Origin of the sequence: Priestia sp. 40, from assembly GCF_049368575.1 — a bacterium.
Lineage (GTDB): Bacteria > Bacillota > Bacilli > Bacillales > Bacillaceae_H > Priestia > Priestia zanthoxyli.
Genome location: NZ_JBMPZA010000006.1, coordinates 53,335 through 74,373, shown reverse-complemented (window position 1 = coordinate 74,373; position 21,039 = coordinate 53,335). Strand labels below are relative to the sequence as shown.

The 21,039-nt window shown below is 34.9% G+C and carries 22 protein-coding genes; 9 read left to right on the top strand and 13 right to left on the bottom strand.

Translation table 11 applies throughout. The features are described 5' to 3' along the window. Together ACO1DI_RS11675 and ACO1DI_RS11670 are read left to right on the top strand one after the other, a co-directional pair. Positions 1-5,085: Ig-like domain-containing protein (locus ACO1DI_RS11675; RefSeq protein WP_423145263.1), on the top strand; the 5,085-nt coding region annotated here is incomplete at its 5' end. 357 nt (positions 5,086-5,442) lie between these two features. Then, complete coding sequence (locus ACO1DI_RS11670; RefSeq protein WP_243558038.1) at positions 5,443-5,766, top strand: hypothetical protein; 324 nt, start codon at positions 5,443-5,445, stop codon at positions 5,764-5,766. Between the two features lie 415 nt (positions 5,767-6,181). Here ACO1DI_RS11670 and ACO1DI_RS11665 read toward each other — a convergent pair whose 3' ends face one another. From ACO1DI_RS11665 to ACO1DI_RS11655, 3 genes are all read right to left on the bottom strand, one after another. Further along, positions 6,182-6,670: a spore coat protein gene (locus ACO1DI_RS11665; protein WP_243558040.1), complete on the bottom strand. Its 489-nt coding sequence runs from the start codon at positions 6,668-6,670 to the stop codon at positions 6,182-6,184. Positions 6,671-6,778: 108 nt separating this feature from the next. After that, positions 6,779-7,480: a DUF1796 family putative cysteine peptidase gene (locus ACO1DI_RS11660; RefSeq protein ID WP_014462100.1), complete on the bottom strand. Its 702-nt coding sequence runs from the start codon at positions 7,478-7,480 to the stop codon at positions 6,779-6,781. A 211-nt stretch (positions 7,481-7,691) separates the two neighbouring features. After that, a complete protein-coding gene (locus ACO1DI_RS11655; RefSeq protein ID WP_014462102.1) occupies positions 7,692-8,096 on the bottom strand; it encodes a DUF4183 domain-containing protein in 405 nt (134 codons plus the stop codon). 316 nt (positions 8,097-8,412) lie between these two features. Here ACO1DI_RS11655 and ACO1DI_RS11650 point away from each other — a divergent pair, with 316 nt between their 5' ends. Then, entirely contained in the window at positions 8,413-8,697 is a 285-nt protein-coding gene (locus ACO1DI_RS11650; protein ID WP_243558042.1) for a DUF4183 domain-containing protein, read from the top strand. An 86-nt stretch (positions 8,698-8,783) separates the two neighbouring features. On the opposite strand, the gene ACO1DI_RS11645 is transcribed toward ACO1DI_RS11650, so the two are convergent. Together ACO1DI_RS11645 and ACO1DI_RS11640 are read right to left on the bottom strand one after the other, a co-directional pair. Beyond that, entirely contained in the window at positions 8,784-9,050 is a 267-nt protein-coding gene (locus ACO1DI_RS11645; RefSeq protein WP_148262944.1) for a DUF4183 domain-containing protein, read from the bottom strand. Then, positions 9,050-9,301 (bottom strand): hypothetical protein, encoded by a 252-nt coding sequence (locus ACO1DI_RS11640; protein WP_423145264.1) that lies wholly within the window; start codon positions 9,299-9,301, stop codon positions 9,050-9,052. Before ACO1DI_RS11640 ends, ACO1DI_RS11645 begins: the two co-directional genes overlap by 1 nt. 686 nt (positions 9,302-9,987) lie before the next feature. On the opposite strand from ACO1DI_RS11640, the gene ACO1DI_RS11635 reads away from it, so the two are divergent. Beyond that, positions 9,988-10,464, top strand: coding sequence for a hypothetical protein (locus tag ACO1DI_RS11635; RefSeq protein WP_033580848.1), 477 nt, complete (start codon positions 9,988-9,990; stop codon positions 10,462-10,464). 428 nt (positions 10,465-10,892) lie between these two features. Next, positions 10,893-11,405 carry an exosporium protein D gene (locus ACO1DI_RS11630; protein WP_154990972.1) on the top strand — a complete coding sequence of 171 codons (513 nt, stop codon included), beginning with the start codon at positions 10,893-10,895 and terminating at the stop codon, positions 11,403-11,405. Positions 11,406-11,596: 191 nt separating this feature from the next. On the opposite strand, the gene ACO1DI_RS11625 is transcribed toward ACO1DI_RS11630, so the two are convergent. The 6 genes from ACO1DI_RS11625 to ACO1DI_RS11600 form a co-directional block, all read right to left on the bottom strand. Next, entirely contained in the window at positions 11,597-12,067 is a 471-nt protein-coding gene (locus tag ACO1DI_RS11625; protein ID WP_243558044.1) for a hypothetical protein, read from the bottom strand. Between the two features lie 102 nt (positions 12,068-12,169). Then, complete coding sequence (locus ACO1DI_RS11620) at positions 12,170-13,225, bottom strand: phosphotransferase (RefSeq protein ID WP_042992646.1); 1,056 nt, start codon at positions 13,223-13,225, stop codon at positions 12,170-12,172. 5 nt (positions 13,226-13,230) lie between these two features. Next, positions 13,231-14,406: a carbamoyl-phosphate synthase gene (locus ACO1DI_RS11615; protein ID WP_014462109.1), complete on the bottom strand. Its 1,176-nt coding sequence runs from the start codon at positions 14,404-14,406 to the stop codon at positions 13,231-13,233. A 3-nt stretch (positions 14,407-14,409) separates the two neighbouring features. Next, complete coding sequence (locus ACO1DI_RS11610; RefSeq protein ID WP_049166414.1) at positions 14,410-15,714, bottom strand: glycosyltransferase family 4 protein; 1,305 nt, start codon at positions 15,712-15,714, stop codon at positions 14,410-14,412. Then, on the bottom strand, positions 15,711-16,367 hold the full coding sequence (locus tag ACO1DI_RS11605) for a PIG-L deacetylase family protein (protein ID WP_033580846.1): 657 nt from the start codon (positions 16,365-16,367) through the stop codon (positions 15,711-15,713). The genes ACO1DI_RS11610 and ACO1DI_RS11605 overlap by 4 nt, the downstream gene beginning before the upstream one ends. A gap of 240 nt (positions 16,368-16,607) precedes the next feature. Next, the gene (locus ACO1DI_RS11600; RefSeq protein WP_014462112.1) at positions 16,608-16,757 is read right to left on the bottom strand and encodes a hypothetical protein; all 150 of its coding nucleotides are present in this window, start codon (positions 16,755-16,757) and stop codon (positions 16,608-16,610) included. 169 nt (positions 16,758-16,926) lie between these two features. On the opposite strand from ACO1DI_RS11600, the gene ACO1DI_RS11595 reads away from it, so the two are divergent. Continuing rightward, positions 16,927-17,670, top strand: coding sequence for a hypothetical protein (locus ACO1DI_RS11595; protein WP_014462113.1), 744 nt, complete (start codon positions 16,927-16,929; stop codon positions 17,668-17,670). Positions 17,671-17,812: 142 nt separating this feature from the next. Here the strand turns inward: ACO1DI_RS11595 and ACO1DI_RS11590 are convergent, their stop codons facing one another. Beyond that, positions 17,813-18,634, bottom strand: a complete 822-nt coding sequence (locus ACO1DI_RS11590) for a YncE family protein (RefSeq protein WP_014462114.1) — start codon at positions 18,632-18,634, stop codon at positions 17,813-17,815. Positions 18,635-18,930: 296 nt separating this feature from the next. On the opposite strand from ACO1DI_RS11590, the gene ACO1DI_RS11585 reads away from it, so the two are divergent. The 3 genes from ACO1DI_RS11585 (at position 18,931) to ACO1DI_RS11575 (ending at position 20,299) form a co-directional block, all read left to right on the top strand. Beyond that, on the top strand, positions 18,931-19,146 hold the full coding sequence (locus tag ACO1DI_RS11585; protein WP_014462115.1) for a spore coat protein: 216 nt from the start codon (positions 18,931-18,933) through the stop codon (positions 19,144-19,146). A 138-nt stretch (positions 19,147-19,284) separates the two neighbouring features. Further along, on the top strand, positions 19,285-19,845 hold the full coding sequence (locus ACO1DI_RS11580; RefSeq protein WP_014462116.1) for a spore coat protein: 561 nt from the start codon (positions 19,285-19,287) through the stop codon (positions 19,843-19,845). Between the two features lie 25 nt (positions 19,846-19,870). After that, positions 19,871-20,299, top strand: coding sequence for a spore coat protein (locus ACO1DI_RS11575; protein ID WP_014462117.1), 429 nt, complete (start codon positions 19,871-19,873; stop codon positions 20,297-20,299). Between the two features lie 206 nt (positions 20,300-20,505). Here the strand turns inward: ACO1DI_RS11575 and ACO1DI_RS11570 are convergent, their stop codons facing one another. Then, positions 20,506-20,940, bottom strand: coding sequence for a hypothetical protein (locus ACO1DI_RS11570; protein ID WP_014462118.1), 435 nt, complete (start codon positions 20,938-20,940; stop codon positions 20,506-20,508). Positions 20,941-21,039 lie beyond the last annotated feature (99 nt).

Genomic DNA, 21,039 nt, shown 5'->3' with positions numbered 1-21,039 from the left:
AGTGTGGTGGTAAGTGATGGCCAGGGAGGCACGGCCATTTCCACCATCACGATTACGGTTCTGCCCGTAAATGATCCACCAGTAGGTCCAGTGGTAGTGACGTTGACCACGAATGAGGATACAGCTGTATCTAGTCAAATTACAGCGTTTGATCCAGATGGGGAAGTACTAACGTATGCGTTACAGGATCCACCGACCAATGGAGTGGCAGTGGTCAATGGTGATGGAACGTTTACGTACACGCCAAATGAAAATTATACTGGAAATGATACGTTCACAGTCCTAATAAGCGACCCGTCGGGTGCGTTCATAGTGACGAATGTACTAGTAATAGTCACGCCAGTGAACGATGCACCAGTGGTGCCAGACTACGCGTTTGTAATTAATGAAGATACGAGTTTGAATAGCCAAGTGGTAGCAACAGATGTAGACGGAAACCCACTGACGTACGGGTTACTCATAGGTCCAGTGAATGGAACGGTGGTAGTAAATCCAGACGGCAGCTATAGCTATACGCCAAATGAGAATTATAATGGAGTAGATAGCTTTAGTGTGGTGGTAAGTGATGGCCAGGGAGGTACGGCCATTTCCACTATCACGATTACGATTCTGCCGGTAAATGATCCGCCAGTAGGTCCAAACGAAATTGCGATTGTTACCCCTGAAGAAACACCTGTTACTAACCAAATCGTAGCCACTGATCCAGATGGAGAAGTACTGACGTACACGTTACAGGACCCACCAACAAATGGAGTGGCAGTGGTCAATGGAGATGGAACGTTCACGTACACACCAAATGAAAATTACACTGGAAATGATACGTTCACAGTCCTAATAAGCGATCCGTCGGGTGCGTTCATAGTAACGAACGTACTAGTAATAGTCACGCCAGTGAACGATGCACCAGTGGTGCCAGACTACGCGTTTGTGATTAATGAAGATACGAGTTTGAATAGCCAAGTGGTAGCAACGGATGTAGACGGAAACCCACTGACGTACGGGTTACTGGCAGGTCCAGCAAATGGGACGGTGGTAGTAAATCCAGACGGCAGCTATAGCTATACGCCAAATGAGAATTATAATGGAGTAGATAGCTTTAGTGTGGTGGTAAGTGATGGCCAGGGAGGCACGGCCATTTCCATAATTAAAATTACGATTCTACCAGTAAATGATCCACCAGTAGGTCCAAACGAGATTACGATTGTTACCCTTGAAGAAACACCTGTTACTAGCCAAATTGTAGCAACTGACCCAGATGGAGGAGTGCTCGCGTATGCGTTACAGGATCCACCGACCAATGGAGTGGCAGTGGTCAATGGTGATGGAACGTTTACGTACACGCCAAATGAAAATTACACTGGAAACGACACGTTTACTGTGCGTATAGCCAATGCAGCAGGAGAATTTATCATCACAAACATATTTGTTGTTGTTATTCCAGTTGAACAACCACCTACTGTCCCAAATTATTCGATTACTACTCCTGAAGATCAATCTGTAACTGGCCAGGTAGTAGGAAGCGATCCGAATGGGGATTTGCTCACTTATCGTTTAGGCACTTCTCCAGTCAATGGAAGCGCCGTAGTAAATATAGATGGCAGTTTTATATATTCACCTAATTCTAATTATGTAGGTCCAGATTTATTTACGGTTATTGTAGAAGATTCAACAGGTCTCACAGCAGTGTCTATTGTAAATGTTACAGTTATCGACGTGAACAGTTCGCCAATTACAAGTGATGTTATCCTTCAGACTATAGAAAATGTAGCAATTAGTGGGCAAGTTTTTGCCACAGATCCAGACGATAATTTACTCACTTTTAGTTTATCGGGTACTCCTTTTAATGGAACAGCTGTGGTAAATCCAGATGGTACCTTTTTATATACCCCAAACCCTAATTTTATTGGTTTGGATTCTTTCACAGTGGAGGTAAGGGATAGTCGTGGAGCTAGTGCACAATCTCTTGTAACTATCAGTGTAATTCGAGTGAACCAACCACCGATTGTCGTAGATTTATCACTCTCAACTGTACAGGGTCAGTTTGTAACAGGGCAAGTTCCTGCCTTTGACCCAGAAGGAGATCCACTAGTATATGGTCTAAATTTAGCACCGCTTAATGGTACTGCCATTATTAATTCAGATGGAACATTTACGTACACGCCGAACCCAAGTTTTGTAGGAACAGATTCATTCTCTGTTTTTGCCAGAGATCCTCTTGGAAACCAGGGGTTTGGAACTATTACTGTAGAAGTTCAGTCTCAAGATTTACCGATTAGCGCTGAAGGGCTAACTTTAACTACTTTACCAAATCAACCCGTGAGTGGGTCTATTGCCACTGTGAATCCAGCAGGCTCTCCATTAAGTTATGCTGTAGCCATTCCGCCATCAAATGGAACTGTTGTATTAAATCAAGATGGAACTTTAGTTTATACGCCAAATTCTGGATTCACAGGAGAAGATATCTTTGATATCGTTGTTATAGATTCAGCTGGAAATCAAAGTATTGCTAATGCTGTTGTGACAGTAGTAGTAGGAGACAGGATTTCAGTGGTAGATAGTGAAATAACGACTTTATTCAATACGCCAGTTTCTGGGCAAGTAAGTGCTACAAATTTGAGTGGAAACCAATTGTTTTATACGCTTACGTCTAATCCAAATAGTGGATCTGCCATAGTTAACCCAGATGGGACATTTATCTATACGCCAAATTCTGGATTTTTTGGAACAGATCAATTTAAAGTACTTGTAAGCGATGTTCTTGGCAATACAGCTGTTGCAACTATTTCTGTTGTCACTCAGGGGCCGATAGAACAGGCGCCAATTTTAGCTAATCAAGCACTATCAACAACCGAACAGCAGCCTGTAACAGGAAGTATTGCAGCTATTGACCCACAAGGAGAAGCATTAACTTATACCTTACTTGGCGGACCAGTGAATGGAATTTTAATACTAAACCCAGACGGTACTTTTACGTATACACCAAATCCAGGATTCGTCGGTACGGATTCTTTTACAGTGTCTGTTCAAAATGAAACGGGTTTAAATGCAGCTACTACGGTTCAAATAACTGTTACACAATTGGCTAATCAAATTGTAGCCAGTAATACCATTGTTCGAACAGTAGAAGGGCAGAGTGTAAATGGTGCACTTTCAGTTCGAGATCAGCTAAATAGGCCACTAACCTACAGCATTAACACTCTCCCTGCTTATGGAACGGTTATCTTAAATCCAGATGGAACGTTTGTTTATACACCAACTCCTGGTGTGAGCGGAACTGATCAATTTGACGTTCTGGTTCAAAATGATCAAGGAGATCAAGCAATTGCTTCAGTTTCAATTATAATTGATCCGGTTCAAAGTACTATTACACCACAAGACATCACAGTACAGACTCAGCAAGGTGTAACTGTCTCAGGGACGATATCGGCCACTGATCCTTTTGGGAGACCAATTAGATTTTCTTTAAATGCATCTCCATCCAATGGAGCAGCTGTGGTAAATGCAGATGGAACGTTTAGTTATACACCAAATCCAGCATTTTTTGGCGTAGATAGTTTTACTGTGTTAATTCAAAATGACAGAGGCGATTCTGCAATTGGTATTGTGCGGATAGTTGTTCAAGAAAACCAAGATAGCATTGTTGTTACCCCTCTTACGCTTCAAGGAGTAACGAATCAACCTGTTACCGGTCAAGTTACGGCAGTTGATGCACTAGGTAATCCATTAACCTATCAAATTCAGAGTTTACCTGCAAACGGAACAGTGAATTTTAATCCGGATGGTTCATTTATATACACGCCAAACCTCGGATTTACTGGAATAGATTCTTTCACAGTAATTGTTACAAATAATCTTGGTCAGTCAGCAACAACTAGTGTTACTGTTTTGATTCAGGGAGTTGATGATCCAATTACAGTTGAAAATCAACTTTTAACCACACCAACTGGTCAAATTATTGAAAGCCAAATCATCGCAACAGATGCACTTGGAAGACCTCTTACCTTTGCTGTGGCTACCCCACCAACAAATGGAGTACTTGTACTACGATCAGATGGAACGTTTAGTTATACACCAAATTTAGGGTTTATTGGTCAGGATCAATTTGTGGTATCTGTAAGAAACAGTGACGGACAACAAGCGTTTTCAATTGTTACTGTCAATTCTACCGCAAGTAATAATATAATTACTCCAGGAAATAATACCTTTGCTACTTTGCAGGGTGTTCAAGTGGTTGGTAATATTCAGGTAACAAATTTGCTAGAACGTCCATTAAATTACACACTAGCAACAGCTCCTTTAAGTGGTAGCGTAACCGTTGATTCCAATGGAAGGTTTGTCTACCAGCCTGCACCTAATTTTGTAGGAACAGACACTTTTACTGTATTAGTACGAGATGATTTAGGAACAGAATTACTCGTAGTGGTAACAGTTGTAGTAGGCAGAGACCCTCAGCCTCCTAATGTGGTAGGGCAAGTAATTAAGTTATTTGTTAATACCCTTACTACTGGTCAGCTCATTGCTATTGATCCAAATTCTTTACCACTAACTTATCAAGCTATAACAGGTCCTCAAAACGGCCAGTTTAGAATTAATCAGAATACAGGCCAGTTCATTTATGTCCCTAATGTTAATTTTGTGGGGACCGATACGGTGATTATAAGAGTTACTAATTCGGATGGAGCTTCAAGTGAAGCAGCACTTACTTTCATCGTGGAAAGAAGAGTGTCGCCGGCACCCACACCAGTTCCTGGTAAATCTAATACTAAAAAGAAATCGTTGCGAGATCCACGCAAAACTAAATCAAAAGGTAAATGTCCTATAAAGGTATCTGATCAATGTATAAAAGGAACCATTAACAAGAAAATATGTGGTGAAATCGATGCTTGTACAGTCAAAAACCTACCTCTTAAATATCAAATCGTCAAAGGGACGAAGAATGGTAAATTTAAACTTAATACGGAGACAGGCGAGTTTATTTACATCCCTAACGTAAACTTTATAGGAGAGGATTCAGCTGTTGTGCAGATAGTTAGTATAGAAGGAGAATCGGTTCAAGTTACTATTAAATTTGTTATAAGAAAATAAGTAACAGTTAAAAAGCTATCCAGCAAGTCATTTGTTGGATAGCTTTTTGAATTAAGATTCACGATGTTTTGTACGTAACGAGCATAATTGAATGTATAGAAATGGTAATAAATAGCTTGATTTAATTTTATACATGAATTGAGGTGATATTTGTGTATAAAATTTTTATATTAGGAAATTATTGTTCTGGTAAAACTACACTAGCTACACAGTTAAGTGAAAAATTACATATACCTATCCATCATTTAGATTTGTGGTTTAGAGAACCTAAAATGAGAAAAATAACGCAAATTCGGCAAAGAAAGAGATATTTTAAAAAAAGGTTGGAAAAGGTGTTAAATACAGCAAGTTGGGTTGTTGAGGGATGGGGGATATCTTGATACATATGATGTACGTTTTAGTAAAGCCGATATTATTATTTTTTTAGATGTTTTTCCTCAAGAATCAAAAGAACGATTTTTAATAAGAGAACAGAATAAACAAATGTATATAAAAATAACTGAAAAATTGACTAAACAAAGTTTTTATAAAATAGATAAATTTCATCAAGAAAATCGACCTATTATATTGGATCTTTTTCAGAAGCATGAAGGAGAACCAGGGAAAAGCTTATTTCACATTGCGAGAAAATATAATTTAGAACAATTACTTGCTACATTAAGAAATGGGAAATACGGATAGAAAAAACGTTTACCTATAGGTAATTTATAAGTTACTGAATTACTCCATTCCTTTTTTCAAGCGTTACTTATTTGCCCCCAGATATGGAATGTGTGCTAACACGCTTCTTTTTTACGTACATATGTATTTATGATGAATGAAAAACTCTTTTATAGTTATGGAAAATCGTTTACATAGAGGTTATAAAAAGTGTTTTGCTTTTTGTTGTAATATAGGCATTCTATAAATGTAGTGGCTTTAGATAACTTTCTCTGTAATAAAATAGTGTACAGGCTGTAGTAGCAAAGAATTTTCAATAGCTTGTACACTGTTAGTTAGTTTATGAGGATATATTGAAGATACTACTTGTCATAACTCTGTTCGCATAGTATTTTCAACAATTCTATTAACAGGTTATTAAACGGTCAATGGTTTTCTAAGGAGTTAGTAATAAGGTCAACGCTTGTAAAAAATTTTGTATAAAAACAGCTGTATCGTTATTGGATGTTGTTACATTGACACCTTTACTGTTTTTAACGATAACTCTTTGTCTATTTAATTGAAGTGACCTTGCGGTCTGAGAAACTTCTTGTAAAAACAGCCTCATCGAATTGGCATCGAGACCTATTGAAAGTAAGAAAATGGTTAATATTTGTATGAAGCTTTGAAGAAATATGGTTGTCTGTGTATCTGTTGCAGTAATAGTAACATCACAGGAGTTTTTCACAAGAATGATTGAATCAGAAACTTGATCACTGAGGATCTCTTGTCTTGTATCAGTTTCAATAAGTGCATTGTTATATCTATTGGAACAAAAATAATTTTTCTCTGCACATCTTGTTTTTTTACAATTTTTTTCTTCTTTTCTTGAAGGTTTGGAATTTAGACAACTACAGTAGCACTTTCTTTTTTTAGAACAACTCAAAGTGTAACCTCCTTTATATGTTTCTATTATATTAATATGAAAATTAAGGAGGTTTGCTTGTATACTTGTCCCTTTTCTTTTATATATTATAGGAAAAAAGAGTAACGTTTAATTTAATAGTGTTATTCCGCTTAATAAATCATTCCAAACAGAAGTATTGGTGCAATTATCTCGCGAAACTTGAACCCAACAAATTTTGTCTTCAGGTGTTCCAAAATTCATGTCTTTTACTCCATGTAATTCTTCGTCAACAGTCTCAACTAACAGAAGGTTAAAGTTACCGTTAGTCATGTCTGTTAAAATTGATTTTAAGTTAATTACGTCTTCGTAGCTTGTGGGCATCCATTCATATCTTATAAATAACGTACGTTGACTTTGCGCGATTTGATTAAGAAATGTTTGAATACGATGATCTAATCTTATTTTATAAGGTGGATATTGGGCAGACCAGTCTTGATTAGGAATCATGGGAAAGTCGTGGACAGAGTCAATGTTATATTTAATATCTGTAACATAATGAGCTCTTATTGATTCAGAAGTTCCTGGTTTAAAAATAGGATATCCGTTATCATCCATATAATTAGCGAGTATGTCTTTTTCAACTATGTTTTCTACTTCCATAAAACCTTGAAACTTATTTCTTAATAATGTATTTACATCAGGGAGATAAGGAGATTGCATCCAATCGAGGGGAAACGAATGCTTTCTCAAGTTGCGACGTTCCGAATAAAGTGCTGGCCCACACCAGCTTCCTAAACCAGCTATCAAATGATAAGAGCCCTTGATATCTTGTAAGTTTATATTAATCACTCCTTTATTTTCTTACATTATTAATATATATAAAGGGATTTTAAATTGCTTGGACAATAAAAAGTATATTTATGAAAATCACCTTTTTGAGAGAATTATATGTCGAAAAAGTTATTTATAATTTATATTGAAATTCAAATTCTTAACGTCTTATATGTAAAAGAACATGACAATATTATAGATTTGTCATGTTTTCTTATTGGATATGGGTTTACGTATTAATTACGGTAGTGACAGATAACGTACTAGTTGGAGTTGAGGTAGAAGTTGCAGAGTGAGTAACAAATTCTACAATTACAGGTGCTCCAATCGTTACAGCATCATCAATGTTTAATGCTGTAGTAGATAAAGTGTAGACATTAGTAGGTTGCATGACTCCATTGATATATATATTAGCGTAAGAATTAGCTGTTACATCCGGCAAAGCTGTGATTGTTGCTCCTACATCATCAATAAAGCTTCCAGCAGGTATCGACGTGACTCCTCCTGCAACCATTGGGGCCGTTACAAATGTTGTAAATCTTGCTGGGGTAGGAGCCACACTCGTTGCTGTTGCTACTGTAATATCTCCAGCAATTGTACTAGTGGCTGTAAAAACAGGTTTAATAATAGGCATATGTCTTATTCTCCTTTCGAAGCATAGGATGTAGAAAGAATGTTAATATCCCCTCTATCTATTAATAGTCAGATTTCTATTATTTGCCACGGTCAATAGTCTATAGAGGTAGTCCAAATTTTAAATGGTGAAGAATCTTTTTACTATTTAGGTCTTTTGCCGTTTCTAAATTAAAGTAGAAGAATAATAAATAGAGAATTAGCGTTGTTTTATATTTCCTTTAACGATTTCAAAGTGTATTCGTAAAGAAGCACTTTAAAATTTTTAAAAAAGAAGAGCGATAAATAATTCAATAATTAAGAAGGGAGGATCATAAATGCCAATCGTTAAGCCCTTTATGAATTCTTTAAGGTTTAGTAGCACTGCAGGAGCAGGAATAGGTACTGGCGCTACCTATAGTATTCTTGCTACAGCTTTTACTACTGATGGAGGAACAGCTGCTACAGTTTTTCCAACTGCTCCTGCTTATTATAATCTTTATATTAACGGGCAAATTCAAACAGGTGATACTTCAACAGTTACTACTAGTTCTATTACCATTCCTGATGGAGACACCCTTGCATCTGCTACCCCTATTGTGGTTGAGTTTGTTGTAAACTAACTAATGTATTCTATTTTTTAGCTGATTTCCCAACTGGGGAAGTCAGTTCTTTTTTTTTATGACTATCTTAGAATTTATAAACTTTTTTATACTTCCTTATTAATTAACACAAATTGGATAATAATAGGAACCCCTTTTGAAGGTACTTCTTCTGTGAGTAAAGTTAAGCTTCCTTTTTGAATTTGATAATTAATATGAGGCTGTAGAATACCATTAATAAATAAATTGATATAAGAAGCTTCTTCAGGTGCCAATATTTCAGTGGTTCCATATTGAGCTATCCCATCATTATTGGTATATAGGCGTTTTTGACCATCTGAAAAAGTAAAATATAATAAATTAGTGGAGGGAATTAAATCTGAGAGTGGAGGCCCTTGAGGTCCTTGAGGTCCTTGAGGTCCCTGAGGTCCTTGAGGTCCCTGAGGTCCTTGAGGCCCCTGAGGCCCCTGAGGCCCTTGAGGCCCCTGAGGCCCTTGAGGCCCCTGAGGTCCTTGAGGCCCCTGAGGTCCTTGAGGTCCCTGAGGCCCTTGAGGCCCTCTGTACTTTTGATTACAGAGGTTATGGATGGAACAAAATACCAATATAGATTGTGAATTGGAAACATATACAGAATGGGGTGATCTGTAACAATGAGCTTTTCGTTTCTTTTTTTTGTAAGAGATCTTTTTACAGAGAACGTATCTACGTATCAAGTGTCAATACCTCCTTTTATTGTAATTTCATCTACCTTAAATCGGTGAAGGGGAGAGTAGACATACAAGAAGGATAAAAGAAGAAAGGTAACCTTGAGGTTCTTTATACATTAGAGTAGTTAATTATAACTTGACCTTTTATAGCTGTTATAAGGAAAAGATGAAGAAATATTACTCTAGCGACTTTTGTCCAACATATACATTCACACGTGTCTTCTTTATCTGAAATGATTATATATAGGTTTGTTAACAAATATTAAAATAACTGTAAGTTTTTCAGTTGTTTCTTCAAATAGAACTTCCAATACTTATGGTATTCATTTACTTGGTAAATGAGCGCCTAATGATAGTATAAGTGCTATAGAATCTATAACCTAAGAGTGAATCCTACTGATAACTAGCATCATCCGGGCTCATTGTTTAGGAGCATTATCGATACAATTTTTACCTCTTCATCCACCAAGTTTATTAAGTAAATAGGTTTCACTCTAAAACGCCTTAACTACATAGCGTATACAGGATGTAGTTAAGGCGTTAGCAGGAACAATAAAGATTTGTATTGAATGTATATACAAATTGTATAAATGAGGTGATAAGGTTGGGGAAATTGGATAAGTACGCTCGGCAATCAAAAGCGAAAGAACCAAGTAAGGTTCTGCCCATTCGGTTACCTGAAAGTATATATGAGCAATTTCGACAACGTTGTGAAGAGTTAGGGTTATCTATGTCTGAAGCTGGATATTTGCTCATTAAAGAAGAATTAGAAGATGGTCTATACAACGCCAGTACAAATGAAGTTGCTGCAACTACACAGCGAATACAAAATCGTATACATCGTGAAAACACTTCGTATACAAAGGAAAATACAGATAAATCCCCTTTTTTTTCTACTAGGTGGACATCAATTAATTATGAAGTGGAAAACGAATTACCTTGTCCTCTATGTCACCAATGGTATAGCAAAGCGAATTTTTCTCGGCATGCCAAAAACCATAGTGCCACTACTAAAGAGCTTTTAGAAAACAATGAAGATATAGTTTACAAAATGATTAATGAACGTAAACTAACTCTGTAAACAGTTTATTATATGTATTTATATAGGTGTGGAGATTCACCTTTTGATTCCAGAAAGACACCTGAGAGGGAACAAAAGGTGAATGTTCTAATTGTTAAAGTAATCATGCATGAATGCATTTTCTATTCACCAAATGGTGAGGGGGTGAAATTCTGCAATTAAAGCATTGTATTGTACTTGAATTTTACATCTTTGTTTACGCCTTAAACTTCACTACTACTGTTTCTATTAGCTTATCAAACAACCAACCTCTGCGAAATTTCTACTCTAATTTTCTTATCTCTACATACAAATAATTCCTTTAACGTGTTGTTAACCTGAAATTAGATAGTCGAATAATCACTTTTTTTATGAAAATGACTATTATTGGACAAGCACACAAACATTTTATAAACAAATGAATAAAATAGTATATAAATAAAAAAGGAGTGATTATTATAAAAAGCTATCGTCACCATAATAAAAACGATGAAGTATATTATGTAGAAGCTGCTTACCCATCTAAGGGTTCATATAATAAGAAAAAAGAGAATGAAAAATTCTTTGTTGAAAATCATACAATTGAGGGTTCTGGAACCAATTTAACAGGAAATATCCCACTAACTATTGCAGTTCCTGCTAATGCTATAGATGTAACTGTTTTTGAAGACTTTACTAGAAACCATAACAAAACGCTTCTTCAGTTATCAGCTGCAGCTACTGGCGTTGGTGTAGCTACTGGTCTTACGGTATCAATTTTTGTTAGAGGATCTAGACTACCGATCTCAGCGACTATACCTGCAGGCTCTACAAGAGCTTTTCAAGTTGAAAACTTTGAAAAATTAACTGTTTCGAATCCTTCTGCTACTACGGCTGGAACTTTAAATGTCTTTATCCAAAAAACATTTTGTATTGGTTGCAGTAATCAAAATAAAAAACCGAACAAAGGTTGTTGCTTCTAGAACAGTAATAAAAAGCCACCTTGCACAAAGCAAATTGTGCAAGGTGGCTTTTTATTACTAGAAAATCTCAAGTAGTTTACTGCATCTATATTTTAGACATTCTGTAAAAAAAGAAAAGGGCTATTAACCCGAGAGCTAATAGTCCTTACTCATTATTTAGTTACAAGTAATTAGAGTTAGAATTAAATAACTTAATTGTAATAACTTTTACTGCACTTACATTTATTTTTAGCATAGTCTTTTTCGTAAAAGACAACTTTATCTTTGCCATAATCTTTTTCATGTTTGTCTTTGCATTTATCTTTGCCATGATCTTTTTCGTGCTTGTCTTTGCATTTATCTTTGCCATGATCTTTTTCGTGCTTGTCTTTGCATTTATCTTTGCCATAATCTTTTTCGTGCTTGTCTTTGCATTTATCTTTGCCATAATCTTTTTCGTGCTTGTCTTTGCATTTATCTTTGCCATAATCTTTTTCGTGCTTGTCTTTGCATTTATCTTTGCCATGATCTTTTTCGTGCTTGTCTTTGCATTTATCTTTGCCATAATCTTTTTCGTGCTTGTCTTTGCATTTATCTTTTTCATCTTTGTTCTTACGAAGGTCATACATCGCTTTTAAGCAGTGCTTACTTTCATCATTTTGATCATAATAAAATTTAGTCAAATGAATTCCCTACCTTTGTTTAAAATTGGTGTTTCTATATATTCTATTTTCAAACAGAAAAATTGCTTGTACATTGAGGTAAAAGCAGCATAAAAAAAGCATTTATTGATATATTCCTAACTCTTTACCCCATGTTGAAATTTTTTCAAGATGGTAACTTAAAAGTTCACCTTCACGGTTATCAGCAATCCTTCTCAGTTGAGTGTGAAGGCCTCTTTCCAAGGTTCGCTGGAGATAGGCCATTTTATAAAGAATCATAGGGTTTGTTTTAAAGGTAATTCCGTGTTTTTTCATTTCAGCCACGTATAGACCCACACACTGAGTACGTATTTTCTCTGCATTTGGTTGCCAGTCTTTTCTGAAGCCTAACAATAGTTCCACTAATACAACCATGTCAAACCATACTGGAGCGTATTTGGCTGACTCCCAATCAATGAATTGAATAGGCCATGGTGTATGTCCAGTAACATTTTTGCTACATATATTTTGCATGTGTAGATCGCCATGCGTAATAGCTAATCCATTTTTAGTTAATTCAGGAAAGAAATCCGGTCCTTTATTGTATAGCTTAATTAATGATGAATAATAAGGTTTTATAATATGGCCAATACGATCATCTTTCATTGCTGCATGCAATAGGTCAACTGTTTGATTCATAGATTTGGCCCTATTCTTTTTTGTAGCAGTATAAACAGGTAGCCAATCTCTCCAAACGTTTTCATTCTTTTTAAACCTATTTTCAAAAGTTTGACCATGAAGTTTAGCTATACTGGGAATAATATATTGAAAGTGAGACGGAGAGAAGGTCAATTGTCCACGTATTTGATTAACAAATTCCATAAAGACCCAGGTTTCATTTTTGACTGTTTCTACAAGATAAATGCGAGGCAAAAACTCTTTTAAAATGGGGTAAGATTTTTTGTAAATATTAATCTCTACTTCATTTTTGTAGGCTGTCGAATTGTAGACCTTAAAGATAATTGGATAATAACCATTTTTTCTTTGAAGCAGTAATTTATATATACTACTTCTTTTTGTTGATTTTAAACACTTAATTTCTGAAGGGATAACTGTAATTTTCTCACCCATCGAATAAGAAAGTTTTTCTGCTATTTTTAAATCTTTAATCTGATAATAGAGCGCCTTAAGATCATACATAGTAATCATTCCTTTCGCTTACGTTTCCACGTATTAACTAAATGAGACCATGCGCTTCTGAAAAATGGCATTGGATCATTCCATGCAAATAGAGCAAACTCTTTTTGACCTTGCAGCCCCAGATAAAAATCTTTGAATGTCATTTCGGAAGTTTTTTTCTTTTGAAGGAAAGTAAGGTAATACCTTATAAGGTAAATCCATTTAATACCGTCTATTTGATTCAATCTAGGCTCTGGGTTTTGGTTAGTGAGGTATAAATAATAGGTGTAGGCAAAGTCAATACCTGAGGGGCCTGTGAGACTATGGGTAAGCCAAAAGCGAGGGTTTATTTCAATGAATTTATAAATTCCATCTCTTGGATCCTTTTTGAATTCAGCCATGCCTATGCCTTTGAGCTTTATTTCTTCAAAAAATGGGAGACATATATCGATAAGTTCAGGAACTCTTTTGCTGACGATATGAGCACCTGTTCCAAATTCGGCAGGAAACTGATGGTTTTTTTGTAAGGAGAATAATGCAAGTAGTTCCATATTTTCATTATAGAGAGTAGCTACTTTATAAAAGCATTGATTGTCTCCAGGAATCAGTTCTTGAATAACTAATTGTCCGCATTCTCTATAAAAACAATAATCATTCCTTAACTGCTCAGGAGTATCAAATACAATTGCTTTTTTGTTGATTTTCTTTCTGAACTCGTGGCCGAGAACAGGTTTTAAAATACATGGGAATTCAACATTTAAGATAGCCTCTTCAAGTTCCTCTTTACTATCTATTACATATGTTTTTGGACATGGAATATTATGCTTGACGGCGAGCTCGTAAGTTTTGTTTTTATCAAGCACTTGCTCAACTAAATTATCATCAGGTAATAAAAACAAGAAGTAATTTAGCAATTCGTCTCGGTTTTTGGAAATGAATTGTACGTAGTCATCTGCTCCTGTATACAAGACAGGTTTTGAACCAATTTTTTTAGAGAGGTTAATTAAGAAGTTTAATAGTTTCTTTTCCTCAGTTACAGGACTAGGGCATATACTGCAAGTAGCTAGGCGTGATTTTCCTATTTTATATGGTTTTTCTGTGTCAAAAGCGTAAACATTAATACCTTTTGCTGTTAAGCTTCTAATAATGCCAATCCCGTTAGCGCTCAAATCAAGAATAACTGCAGAGTGTTCATGGTTCATACTTTAATTCATCTCCCAAAAATCAGTGTACAAATGTTTTATTTTTCCTACCATGCTGTCTACAGTTAAGTGGTTTTTAGCATGGTTTTTCGCAGTTGTGCTCATTTTATTTCGCACTTCTTTATTTGTAATGAGAAATTTTAATGCATGTGCTAGCTGTTCAGGGTCCCCAGGTTCGACAATAATACCTGTTTTATTATGCTTTATCAGCTCAGGAATTCCTCCGCAATTTGTGGAAATTACAGCAGTACCACTATGCATAGCTTCAATTATTGAAATGGGTAAGCTATCATTGATTGTTGGAAGTACAAAAATGTCAGTTTTATTTAAGAGTGAAGGTACATCGTCTCTAGAACCTAAAAAGTTTACCATTGATAAACCCAGAGCCTTTTTCTGTTTTTCTAATTTCTCTCTCATTTGTCCATCACCGACGATTAATACCTCTACATTGGAAGTATATTTTTTTAGACGTGCCAGTGCGTCAAACAGATAATTATGTCCTTTTCGAGGACCAAGCCTAGCTACGCATGTAATAACTAGCTTTTGTGAATCCTTTTCTTTTCCTTCCCTTTGGTTCACTGGATAATCAATTCCCGTAATAACTGTAGTGATGTTTCTATTTTTTGCTCCTAGCTTTATTAATGGTTCACGAAACGAATCGCTTAAAACAATAATATGACTTGCATATTCTATTGCTTTACTTTCAAGCTCCGTAAAATATGCTTCTTCTACAGACGACTTTTTAATGATGTTAAATTTGAGTCTATTAGATGTGAACATTCCATGGGGCGTGTAAAATAAGGGTTTATTATAGAATTCATTAAATCTTCCCAAGATATTTGCTGTAAATAAATCTTGTGCATGAAGAATATCATATTTTTCTAAATTTATTGTTTCGAGCATTTTTTCATATACATATATAAGTCTTTGATGATTTAAAATTCTGTCATTGTAACTTCCATAACGTTTGGTAAAAAAATGTTTTAAATTTGGGGTAGCAACTTCTCGGAATTGCTTTACTTTTGACATTGAAAATTGATTAGGAGAAATAATGTCTACTTTATGTCCTTGACTTTTTAAACCTTTACTTAAAGTAGAGATATAATTCGACAGTCCACCCACGTGAGGGAAGCTCCAAAAGGTAGCAATTAAAATAGAAAATTTCTTTTTCGAATTTTTTCTTGAAGAGCTTCTTCTTTTCGAATTTTCTTTTGAAATGGTTTTTCTAGAAGAGCGCGACTTAAGTCCATAATATTGGTCTAACGTGTCGATTAGATAGGGGTAGGGAAAGGCAATTTCATGGTTCATTTCCAAACCCTCCTTATAATTTCAAAAGCTTCAGCATAAGGTACGCCAATGCTCATGCCTCTTAGCCTTCCTAAGTACTTAACACCTTCATAAGAACGAGGATGAGGGAACGATCTCATTTCGAGATCATAATGTTTAAGGGCATTAAGTTTACTTTCCATGGTGGCCGTAACATCTACAAAAAAATTTGGTTTAAATGTCTTTTCACAAGAGAAAGCACCCCATTCACTCGACGAAACGGTTTCAAATGTAATTAATTCTATGGGGGAAGTATATGGGAGTGGTCTAGTTGCAGTTAATACCGCCTGAAAAGTGATCTGATGATCTCTATTTAGATCTCCATAGTGATGTGTAAAAATCTTGACCGGTTTGTATTTTTTGATAAGCTGCTCGATTTCTTTCGTTAATTCGTGAAGAGGAATCATTTCTAGTTCCAAATTGACATGCTCAAGAAATACTACTTCTTCAATACCAATTTCTTTATTAGCAAGTCGACCAAATTTCTGAATATGATGAGCTTCTTCCTTTCTGCCCAAAGCAGTAATTACCGAAATTACTTTATACCCTTCATCTACAAATTTTTTTAAGGTTCCTGCGGTTCCTAATAGTTCATCATCAGGATGAGCCCCGATTACTAATATACAATTGCTCATATCTGTGCCTCCTGTAGCTTTTTCTTCTATACTTGTACTATAAACAATATATGAGCTTATCCAGATATTAGAAACCGTCATTGGCGGAGAATTAAAAATTAGAGCTATACTAATTAATATAGAAGGCATATTTGTTGCTTCTTTCATTATGTAATTTTAGTAGTAAGAAAAAGTAGAGCCATAAAAGAAATAAGACCTATTGCTAAATGCCAATAGGTCTTATTTCTTTTTTAGGTAAAATTAATACTTAGAGTTTAATTTCCATAAATTTATAACTCTCATTTCTTTACAAGTATCCTTACAAGAATCATGTTTTTTATGTTTCTCACACTTTTTACAAGGATTTTTATGATCTTTCTCTTCCAAAGTCCAATCTTCTTTATACTTCATATCAATATTCACCTCTTTCATTACTATAGTATGTAACCGTTGGTAACAGGAGAGGGTGCTTGTCTTGGATTTGAACAAAAATTTTTCGCGAACTTATATGTAGATGGATAAGTATACAAGCAATTTATTTATAAACGAATAGAATAACAAATGGGGAAGGAGGAACAGAATGGGAAAATCATATTTTCATTATCGTAGTGATTATGATAGGTGGGATAGGCTTCCGAAAGAAACTCTCTTTAAATGGCACAATAAGAAAAAGTATCAGCTGCTGAGTAATAATAATGTCCAGCTTGTTCCGTCTAACAGCGTTAAAAAATTAGACTTGTTGAATGATAAAGCATTTGGGCACTCTTCTCAGAAATTAATAGGAGAAAAAGAAAATGAACTTATGAATTTTAAAAGGTATAAGGTAGTTGGACAAGGCAAAGATGGTGTTATTTATCAATTGACTGATAATCGATGTGTAAAAGTATTTTTTAAGGAAGAGGTATATAAAAAAGAGTTAGAAGCAATAAAAGTGGGGCAGTCGTCTTTTATTATTCCTCATCTCTACGATTATGGACCAAATTACATAGTCATGGAATATATAAAAGGAATTTCCTTGGCAAAACATCTGAAAAAAAATCAATATATAGAAAAGGCTTTGGTTGTACAATTGATAAGCCTCTTTAATGAATTAAAGAAATTAAGTTTTCGTAGACAAGATACGGAATTACGGCATGTTCTAATAACTGAACAGGGAAATTTAAAAATAATTGATCTTAAAAGAGCTTTTAGTTCTAAGCGACCTACTCCTATTAAATTACTAAAAGATTTGAAGGGATTAAACTTATCAAAAGAATTTTTATCTCATGTTAAAGATATTCAACCTTCTCTTTATCAAAAATGGAGAAATTTTGATAAAGAGTGAACTCCTTAAGAAATATTTGAAATCATTAATTGTAGCAACAATAATTGTGTTTCTATAAGATTATTGTTGCTACAGGTTATAAAATAAAATCATGGTTATGCCACCTCTTATAGAACATAAGTATCCACGTTATGTTCTTATATTAGGTATCGGTTATTGTATAAGTTGACTGATCACCGACAGGGAGGGTAGCAATGACAATATTAGTGGCACCATCAATGACAGAGACTACACTATTTTCTTCATTCGTTACGTGAATTTGATTATTGGCTGCGTTAACATCAACCATAGAAGGTTGTTCTATGACAGGTACTATTCCAATTACAGCATTTGTACCTGCATCAATGACGGAAACGGTATCACCATTTTTATTAGCTACATAAATACGATTGTTAGATAGGTTAGCCCCTAGGTCAGTAGGCTGATCACCGACTTGCACTGTAGCCATTACAGCATTCGTCAATCCATCAATGACAGAGACTGTATTTTTAAATTTATTAGCTACATAAATACGGTTAATATAGGGATGGACATCTAAATTAATTGGGTGGGTTTCTACAGGTATTGTGGCAACAACAATATTGGTTGCACCATTAATGACGGAAACAGTATCATCCCCAGCATTTGTGATATAAACTCTATCCGTGTAGGGATTAACCCCTACACCTGAAGGCTGACTCCCAACTGGAATAATTCCAATAACTGTATTTGTACCTGCATCAATGACGGAAACTGTATTATCACCTTTATTAGTCACATAAATACGATTAGTAGATGGATTGCCATTTACGTTTGCTGGCTGACGTCCTACATTTATAGTGGCAATTAAATCATCAGTTAATCCATCCATCACAGAAACCGTATTGTTATCCTCATTTATTGTATAAATTTGATTAGTAGATGATTTTCCTTTTGGAGATAAAAAATCACCTGCAACATGCACAACCTTTGCTTTTTTTCCCATTTAACTCAACTCTTTTCATAAATACTGTTAAGAAAATTGTTGAAAACATAAGGCACTTACCTTATGTACAAATATATGATGTTAAATTTATTTTATTATCTTAAATTTTTAGGCGACAGAGATGGCTAGTACAGTTAACCTAAGATAGAAATGCTACTGTTTTTATTTAAATGAAAATATTGGTGAGTAAAAAATCGCTTCAACAACATGTGAAAACAAGGGGGAATTGTTTCCTTTTAGGCCATTCCTGCATATGTTGTTATGAATAACGACCTTATATAGAAGGAGCGATTAATATGAGTGATTCACCTAAAAAACCGGAGATTGTTCCAAATAAGTTAATGGACTTATTAGTAAACGATGTTTTTTCTAAACATGGCATAGATAAAGAAAAAATTAAAGGAAACCTATCTGAAGAGAAGAAACAAATGCTTAAAGAAATGGTTGAAGATTTGTCAAAACGAGTGGATGAGTTTGTAAAACAAACAAATGCTACCAACAAAAAAAAATAAATTATATTATTTATAAACGCCGTTAAATAGGCGTTTTTGTTGTTTTTTAAAATGGTTGCACTCAATGGTCAATTGGCCCAATCCTATTGATTGGTATGTTCATATATTAATACATACCATGAAAAAGGAGTGTTAGTTATGTCATCTAAAAAGTATTATTCTTACGATGTAAAGAAAAAATGCAAAAGCAAACATAAAAAAGATGATCCTAAGAAGCATTGTAAAGATGGCTGTAAAGTAGATCACTATGAAAGTGAATCTACGGAATATGATTACTATAATAGTCGTGAGAGTTTCGAAAGTAGGGAGAGTTTTGAAAGTTTTAATGCAGAAGTAGTTCAAGAGGCAGATCAACTTTCTTTAATTGACCAAGAATCAGATGAATTAATTTGGATCAAAGATTCTTGTGATGTTAATGTCACTACAACAGATACTCAAGCAGCTATCGGTATTCAAGTGGCTATCCAAGTAGCCATCGCTATTGTAATCCGTATTGCCATCGGCGATACTGTTCAAAAAGATGGTGTGCTTCAAGACTTATTACAGCTATCTGAAATAGAGCAAACAAATAAACAAAAAATTTATATTGAGAATTCTAAAGACGTAGAAATTACAACGACTGATACAGACGTGGCTCTTAACGTTCAAGTATTGTTACAAGTATTAGTAGCTATTATTGTACTTGTCGATGTTCTTTAATTAAAAATTAAACGAGGTGAGAAAAATGGGTGAAAGAAAATGGAGAGCACTAGACCATTGTGAAAATAAACGGTTCAGTGGTAGAGACGTATGGCAAGAAGCTGATCAAATAGCTGCTACTGAACAAAAATCTTTTGAGAAAATTATTGTTAAAGATTCAGAAGGTGTTAGAGTACAAACGACAGATACTCAAATTGCAGCGACTATTCAAGTAGCTTTACAGATAGCTATTGCAGTAGTAGTTCGTATTACAATCGGTGATAATGTGCAAGGAAACAGCGTCGTTGAAGAACTAAAACAATTCGCTAGCATTAAACAAAAAAATTCTCAAAAAACAATTATTGAAAACTCTACAAATGTAAATGTTACAGCTACTGACACAGATATCGCTGTAAATCTTCAAGTACTATTACAAGTATTAATCGCTATCTTAGTTACATTAGACATCCTTTAATATGTAACTAACCTTCTGAGCGTAAAAACAAGGAAGGGAAATTATTGTAATCCTATATAGGAAAACAGAATAAACAGGGAATTTTATTCTGTGAATGCATTTAGCTAAATTTATTCGTGCGTGTTTTAGTAAATAAAAGAAAGTAAAAAAGCCTTCGCGTTTATAAAAGCGAAGACTTTTTTATTAAATAAAATTGAATAATATTCTTAATCCGAATAAGCAACTCCATTAAAACTTTCTGGTCCAACTCTCACAGTTCCTAGGATGTTACAAGTGATGAAAGCTGTGTAAATTAAAAGATTAGAAGCTGGCTTTGGTACATTAAAATCTGAAGCAGTAAACGTAAAAAGCTGTGGTCCTAAAAGGTTAATATTCAACGCCTCCGATGAAGAGTAGACAACTGGGTCGTTAAAGGCAGTACCTCTTACAATAGTAATTGTAACAGTAGTTGCGACAGGGAGGAGTGGTAATTGGCAAGCTACAGTACCACTTAATTGAGTACGAATAGCACCTGTAGCACTTGTAACGTTGAGGCCAATTTGACCGAATAGACCTGGATTAGAGAGAAGTGTAATAGGGATAGAAATAGAGTTAGCTATACTAGCATTTTGAGATGTTCTAGAATCTAATAATATCGTCATGGTATTTTTAACCTCCTTTCTATGTACTATTACTATATGAAATGGTGACCTGTAGTGATTGGACAAACTAATTACCTTATAGTGTTATTTAAACTGTTA